The organism is Roseovarius sp., assembly GCF_018066915.1.
Taxonomy (GTDB): Bacteria; Pseudomonadota; Alphaproteobacteria; order Rhodobacterales; family Rhodobacteraceae; genus Roseovarius.
On record NZ_JAGPVV010000350.1, the window covers coordinates 1 to 6014 of the forward strand.

Here is a 6014-nt window from a genome sequence, read left to right on the forward strand (position 1 = left end):
AACTTTGTGACCAAGCGCGCCGATTGTCGTGGTGACCGGGCCAAGGTAATGTGGACGCAGGTTGAAACTGGGTCTGCTGTGACGTGGAAATACCCCAGCTGCATCCTGCGCGGTGATGATAGCCAAGGCGAATTCTATTCCATCGCCATCGCCAACAACTATCAGCAGGCCGATACCGGCACCAAGATGATCCATCTGGGCAAGAACACGCGCTCGCGCATCGTGTCCAAGGGCATCAGCGCGGGCCATGCGCAGAACACCTATCGCGGGCTCGTTTCGATGCATCCCAAGGCCAAGAACAGCCGCAATTACACCCAATGCGACAGCCTGCTCATTGGTGACAAATGCGGGGCACATACGGTGCCCTATATCGAGGTCAAGAACAACTCGAGCCGGGTCGAACATGAGGCGACCACTTCCAAGGTGGATGACGATCAGATGTTCTATTGCCGCGCCCGTGGCATGGACGAGGAAGAGGCGGTGGCGTTGGTCGTCAACGGGTTCTGCCGCGACGTGTTGCAGGCGCTGCCGATGGAGTTTGCCATGGAAGCGCAGCAGTTGGTTGCGATTTCACTGGAAGGGTCGGTGGGCTGACGCCCACTCGCGGAGCAAGCGTGATGATTGTAACCACCACTCCGAGCGTAGAAGGCCGCAAGATCGTGGATTATCGCGGCATCGTCGTGGGAGAGGCGATCATGGGCGCCAATATCGTGCGCGATTTCTTTGCGCAGATCACCGATGTGGTCGGCGGGCGGTCTGACTCTTACGAAAGCAAGCTGCGCGAGGCGCGTGAAGTCGCGTTGAGCGAGTTGCAAGAGCGCGCAGCAGAGCTTGGGGCCGATGCCGTGGTTGGGGTCGATCTTGATTACGAGGTGGTGGGCGATTCGATGCTCATGGTGTCGGCCAGCGGCACGGCGGTCGTGCTGGACTGATATGGCTGGGACAGACACCATAGACAGGCCGGTTCTTACCCTGCCCGATGCCGAAGCGGCGCATCTGCGCGAGGTTTATGCGCGGGCGGGGGTGATCCTCGAATATGGCTCTGGTGGATCGACCGTGGTGGCCGCGGAGATGCAGGGCAAACGTATCTTTTCGGTCGAGAGCGATCAGGCCTGGGCCGAGATGATGCGCGGCTGGTTTGCACAGAACCCGCCCGCGGCAGGCACAGAGGTAGATGTGATCTGGTCCGATATCGGACCGACCAAGGATTGGGGATTTCCCCGCGATGCAAGCGGCTGGAAGAGCTATGCGCAGTATCCTCTCAAGGTCTGGGATATGGCCGGCTTCGCGCAACCCGATGTGGTGTTGGTGGATGGGCGGTTTCGCACCGGCTGTGCCATGGCGGCGGCGCTGCGCACGGCGCGGCCACTGACCCTGCTTTTCGACGATTACGCCCCGCGCAAGCACTATCACCGGATCGAGGATTTCATCGGCGCGCCCCGGCGGATGATCGGGCGGATGGCCGAATTCGACGTAACACCGATAGACCTGAGGTCCGAGGACCTTTTGACGATCATAGAGATGATGACGCGGCCCTGACGCCGCCACAGTATACAGAAGGATCAAGAAAAATGTTGGAAATCAAGAACCTGCACGTCGATCTTGAAGAAGAGGACAAGACCATCCTCAAAGGCGTCAACCTGACGGTCGAGGCCGGGACGGTGCATGCGATCATGGGGCCCAACGGCTCTGGCAAGTCCACGATGTCCTATGTTCTGTCGGGGCGTGACGGCTACAAGGTCACGAACGGCAGCGCCACCTTGGACGGTGTCGATCTGCTGGGAATGGAACCAGAGGAACGTGCGGCGGCGGGGCTCTTTCTGGCCTTCCAATATCCGGTCGAAATTCCCGGCGTGGGCAACATGACCTTTTTGCGCACCGCTGTGAACGCACAGCGCAAGGCGCGCGGCCAAGAGGAAATGAGCGCGGCCGAGTTCCTCAAAGTGGTGCGGGACAAGGCCAAGACGCTCCAGATCGACGCTGACATGCTCAAGCGACCGGTCAACGTGGGCTTTTCCGGGGGCGAGAAAAAGCGCAATGAAATCCTCCAGATGGCCATGCTCGAGCCCAAGATGTGCATCCTCGACGAGACCGATTCGGGCCTTGACGTGGATGCGATGAAGCTGGTGGCCGACGGGGTGAACGCGCTGCGCGATGCCGGGCGGGCGTTTCTGGTGATCACGCATTACCAGCGGCTGCTCGACCATATCAAACCGGATGTGGTGCATATCATGTCTGATGGTCGCATCGTCAAAACCGGTGGTCCAGAGCTTGCTCTCGAAGTGGAGCAGAACGGCTATGCGGATATCCTTGCGGAGGTGGCATGATGGCGGTGCCGCAACCCAAGCAAACGGCGCTTGAGGCGCGATTGCAGGCGATGACCCTCCCACAAGGCGGGCTCTGGGCGACGGCGGCGCGCGAGGCGGCGCTGTCGCGTCTGCAGGCCATGGGCCTGCCGGACCGGCGCGACGAATACTGGAAATTCACCCGCCCCGACACCCTCGTTCAGGTCGAGGCACCGCACGCTGCGCTCTTTCTCAACGATGATGAGCCGGACAGCTTTGCGGATGTGGATCGGCTCAAGCTTGTGTTCGTCGATGGCGTCTTTGATGCCGAGGCGAGCGACGATCTAACCCTTGCAGGCGTGCGCATCGAGCGGCTGGCGACGGCGGCCAAGAGCGATATCCACTGGGCGCGCGACCTCTACGGGGTGCTGGAAGAACGCGGACAATCGCCTGTGGCGCGCCCGCTGGCCACGCTCAATACGGCCTATGCCACGGATGGCCTTCTGATCCATGTCACAGGTCGCCCGAGCAAGCCGATAAATCTGGTTTATGTCCATAAATCAGAGGTTTCCGACGCGATCCTGCATCATGTGATCAAGCTCGACCCCGAGGCCGAAGTGACGATTCTCGAGAATGGCCCTGCCGCCGCACGGTTCAACAAGGTGATGGAGGTCGAGGTGGCCGATGGCGCGCGCTTTCACCATATCCGCACCCAAGGGCGCGATCACGAGCGGCGCGCGGCGACCCATATCTTTGCCCGGTTAGGTGCGGGTAGCCTCTTCAAATCCTTCACCATGACCGCCAATGGGGTGATGACACGCAACGAATGTGTGATCGACCTGGTGGGCGACGATGCCGTCGCGCATGTGGCGGGGGCCGCCATGGGCGATGGCGATTTCCATCAGGATGACACGGTGTTCGTCACCCATGACGCGCTGCGCTGCGAGAGCCGGCAGGTGTTCAAGAAAGTGCTGCGCAACGGGGCGACGGGCGTGTTTCAGGGTAAGATCCTCGTCAAACCCGGCGCGCAGAAAACGGATGGCTATCAGATCAGTCAGGCGTTCTTGCTGGATGAGGACAGTCAGTTTCTGGCCAAACCGGAACTGGAAATCTATGCCGATGACGTGGCCTGTTCGCATGGCTCGACCTCGGGGGCGATTGACGAGGACGCGCTCTATTACCTTCGGGCGCGGGGGATTCCCCGGACCATTGCGACCGACCTCTTGACCTTGTCTTTTCTGGCCGAGGCGGTCGAGGAAATCGAGGATGAGGGCCTGCGCGAGGATATCAACAGCCAGCTTGCCGCCTGGCTGGAGCGCAGGCGCCGCTGATGCCGGTCACGACCGATCTTGTCGCCACCTACCGCGGTCCGCGCCGGGTGGTGCGGCGCTTGCTGGCTATGGGCCCGCGTGAAGATCGCGCGCTGGTCATGCTGATTGCCGCCTGTGTGGTGGTCTTTGTCGCGCAATGGCCCCGCCTCGCGCGCGAGGCGCATCTGACAGGCCAAGAGCTGAACCCGTTGCTGGGGGCGTCGCTCTTGGCGTGGATATTCTTTGCGCCGCTGATCCTCTATGGCTTGGCGTTTCTCAGCCATGGACTTGCGCGGGTATTGCGGGGCAAGGGCACAGCCTTTGGCGCGCGCATAGCGCTCTTTTGGGCATTTTTGGCGGCCAGCCCGTTGATTTTGCTACATGGCTTGGTGGCAGGCTTTGTCGGGCCGGGGCCGGGACTGCAGGCGGTTGGTCTCTTGTGGTTGGTGGTCTTCCTGTGGTTCTGGGTGTCCGGATTGATCGAGGCAGAGTGGAGCGGCGCATGACGCAGGCGGATTTCAAGGCGCTGTTGCTGGAAACCCTGTTTCGTCCGCGCGAGGCGGCACGGGCACTGATCGGATTTGGCCTGCCGCAACAGACGTTGTGGATGGCGCTGGCCCTGATGTCGGTGCTCAATGCCATCGTCTATTCGGTCTCGCTGCGGCTAGCCCCGCCCATGGACCCCACGACGCCGACGCTGATGCCGCCTGCCTTTCACTCGCCGTTGCTCTTTACCCTCTTCCTGTTGGGGGCGCTTGTGATCACGGTCTATGCGCTCTTTTGGGTTGGGCGGATGTTCGGAGGCACGGCGGAGGTGCGGGAGGTCCTGGCGCTGATCTGCTGGCTGCAGGTGCTGCGCCTTATCCTGCAAGTGGCGGTCGCGGTGATAGTTCTTGCGCTGCCAACCTTGGCGGCACTCTTGATCTTTGTGTCCTCGGTCTGGGGTATCTATATTCTCACGGGTTTTGTGGATACCGCGCATCGCTATGACAACATGCTGAAATCCTTTGGAATTATCATTCTGTCCATCGTCGCGATGGCGGTCGGACTGAGTATTCTGCTGAGCCTGATAGGCGTGGCCGCAATGGGAGGGGCATAACATGCTCGATGTCGAGAAAATTCGTGCCGATTTCCCGATTCTTGCACGAGAAGTGAACGGCAAGCCTTTGGTTTACCTAGATAATGGGGCCTCAGCACAAAAGCCGCAGGTGGTGATTGATGCCATCACCCGCGCCTATTCCATGGAATATGCGAATGTGCATCGCGGGCTGCATTATCTGAGCAACCTCGCCACCGAGAAATACGAGGCGGTGCGCGGGATCGTGGCGCGCTTTTTGGGTGTGGCCGATGAGGATCAGATCATCTTCAATTCGGGCACGACCGAGGGGATCAATATGGTCGCCTATGGCTGGGCCATGCCACGAATGCAAGCCGGGGACGAGATCATCCTGAGCATCATGGAGCACCACGCCAATATTGTGCCTTGGCATTTCCTGCGTGAACGGCAAGGCGTCGCTCTGAAATGGGTGGATGTCGATGCGCGGGGCTATCTTGACCCGCAAAAGGTGATCGACGCGATTACACCCAAGACCAAACTGATTGCAATTACGCAACTTTCCAACGTGTTGGGAACCAAAGTTGATGTAAAGGCGATCTGCGATGCCGCCCACGCGCAGGGCGTGCCGGTGCTGGTTGATGGCTCTCAGGCGGCGGTGCATATGCCGGTCAATCTCGATGAGATGGGCTGTGATTTCTATGCCATCACCGGGCACAAGCTCTATGGTCCGTCGGGATCAGGCGCGATCTTTGTGCGCAAGGAACGAATGGCCGAAATGCGCCCCTTCATGGGCGGCGGCGACATGATCCGCGAAGTGACCCGCGACAGCGTGACCTACAACGAGCCGCCGATGAAGTTCGAGGCGGGCACCCCCGGTATCGTGCAGACCATCGGTCTGGGTGTTGCGCTCGAGTATATGATGGGCATTGGCATGGGGACGATCAGCGCCCATGAGGATGATCTGAGCCACTATGCGCAAGAACGTCTGGCGGGGCTCAACTGGATCAACGTGCAGGGCACGACACCGGACAAGGCGGCGATATTTTCCTTTACGATGCAAGGGGCTGCGCATGCCCATGATATCTCGACCATCCTCGACAAGAAGGGCGTGGCGGTGCGCGCGGGGCAGCATTGCACAGGGCCGTTGATGGAGCATCTGGGCGTCAGCGCCACCTGCCGGGCGTCCTTTGCGATGTATAACACCCGCGCCGAAGTGGATGTGCTGATCGAGGCGCTCGAGCTGGCGCACGAGCTTTTCGGCTGATTTTGCGATTGCGGGGCCGTGCTGGCCCCGCTATACCACCGCGCAAGTGGACCCATAGCTCAGCTGGATAGAGCGCTGCCCTCCGAAGGCAGAGGCCA

The 6014-nt window shown here is 60.5% G+C and carries 8 protein-coding genes; all 8 read left to right on the plus strand.

Annotated elements, in window-relative coordinates:
- Positions 1–594 (plus strand): SufD family Fe-S cluster assembly protein (locus KBT70_RS19580; protein WP_296638075.1); only part of this gene is annotated, 594 nt, incomplete at its 5' end.
- A gap of 23 nt (positions 595–617) precedes the next feature.
- Positions 618–932, plus strand: a complete 315-nt coding sequence (locus KBT70_RS19585; RefSeq protein ID WP_296638077.1) for a heavy metal-binding domain-containing protein — start codon at positions 618–620, stop codon at positions 930–932.
- Position 933: 1 nt separating this feature from the next.
- Positions 934–1539 (plus strand): hypothetical protein, encoded by a 606-nt coding sequence (locus tag KBT70_RS19590; protein WP_296638081.1) that lies wholly within the window; start codon positions 934–936, stop codon positions 1537–1539.
- A 32-nt stretch (positions 1540–1571) separates the two neighbouring features.
- Entirely contained in the window at positions 1572–2327 is a 756-nt protein-coding gene (gene sufC / locus KBT70_RS19595) for a Fe-S cluster assembly ATPase SufC (protein ID WP_296638082.1), read from the plus strand.
- Positions 2327–3616, plus strand: coding sequence for a SufD family Fe-S cluster assembly protein (locus KBT70_RS19600; RefSeq protein WP_296638087.1), 1290 nt, complete (start codon positions 2327–2329; stop codon positions 3614–3616). Before sufC ends, KBT70_RS19600 begins: the two co-directional genes overlap by 1 nt.
- A complete protein-coding gene (locus KBT70_RS19605; protein WP_296638083.1) occupies positions 3616–4101 on the plus strand; it encodes a YIP1 family protein in 486 nt (161 codons plus the stop codon). Before KBT70_RS19600 ends, KBT70_RS19605 begins: the two co-directional genes overlap by 1 nt.
- A complete protein-coding gene (locus KBT70_RS19610) occupies positions 4098–4694 on the plus strand; it encodes a Yip1 family protein (RefSeq protein ID WP_296638085.1) in 597 nt (198 codons plus the stop codon). Before KBT70_RS19605 ends, KBT70_RS19610 begins: the two co-directional genes overlap by 4 nt.
- A gap of 1 nt (position 4695) precedes the next feature.
- On the plus strand, positions 4696–5916 hold the full coding sequence (locus tag KBT70_RS19615; RefSeq protein WP_296638086.1) for a cysteine desulfurase: 1221 nt from the start codon (positions 4696–4698) through the stop codon (positions 5914–5916).
- Positions 5917–6014: the final 98 nt, after the last annotated feature.

Bases quoted from the DNA above. Each gene is read 5' to 3' on its own strand.
- KBT70_RS19585 (WP_296638077.1), top strand. From the start codon at position 618: ATGATTGTAACCACCACTCCGAGCGTAGAAGGCCGCAAGATCGTGGAT.
- KBT70_RS19590 (WP_296638081.1), top strand. From the start codon at position 934: ATGGCTGGGACAGACACCATAGACAGGCCGGTTCTTACCCTGCCCGAT.
- sufC (WP_296638082.1), top strand. From the start codon at position 1,572: ATGTTGGAAATCAAGAACCTGCACGTCGATCTTGAAGAAGAGGACAAG.
- KBT70_RS19600 (WP_296638087.1), top strand. From the start codon at position 2,327: ATGGCGGTGCCGCAACCCAAGCAAACGGCGCTTGAGGCGCGATTGCAG.
- KBT70_RS19605 (WP_296638083.1), top strand. From the start codon at position 3,616: ATGCCGGTCACGACCGATCTTGTCGCCACCTACCGCGGTCCGCGCCGG.
- KBT70_RS19610 (WP_296638085.1), top strand. From the start codon at position 4,098: ATGACGCAGGCGGATTTCAAGGCGCTGTTGCTGGAAACCCTGTTTCGT.
- KBT70_RS19615 (WP_296638086.1), top strand. From the start codon at position 4,696: ATGCTCGATGTCGAGAAAATTCGTGCCGATTTCCCGATTCTTGCACGA.